Raw genomic sequence first — 270 nt, forward strand, 5'->3', positions numbered from 1 at the left:
GTGGGTTGGTGGTGGGTGTATGTCGACTTGTGGTTTCTCCCCTTCACTGGATCACGCAGCACTTGCACTTCGGCTTCTTTTTAAGGTTAACGTGTTCCACCTGAGATGCTTCGGTGGGTGCGACCGTTTCCCTCTTGAGCTCGACTTGTGCCGGCTTCTCTGCCGCGCCATTGGTGGCGGGCTTTCCGTTGACGGCGGGGGGCGGCGGTTTGCTGACGTTCTCGGCCTTCTCGGCGACCACCTTCCCGTTCTCGACCGCCTTCACCGCCT

At 60.4% G+C, this 270-nt stretch carries 1 protein-coding gene; it reads right to left on the reverse strand.

Annotation, left to right across the window (positions count from 1 at the left end; all coding sequences use genetic code 11):
* Positions 1 to 43 precede the first annotated feature (43 nt).
* Positions 44 to 270: hypothetical protein (locus tag PZC42_RS21390; protein WP_277214164.1), on the reverse strand; the 227-nt coding region annotated here is incomplete at its 5' end.

This window comes from Isoptericola croceus (assembly GCF_029382255.1).
Lineage (GTDB): Bacteria > Actinomycetota > Actinomycetes > Actinomycetales > Cellulomonadaceae > Isoptericola > Isoptericola croceus.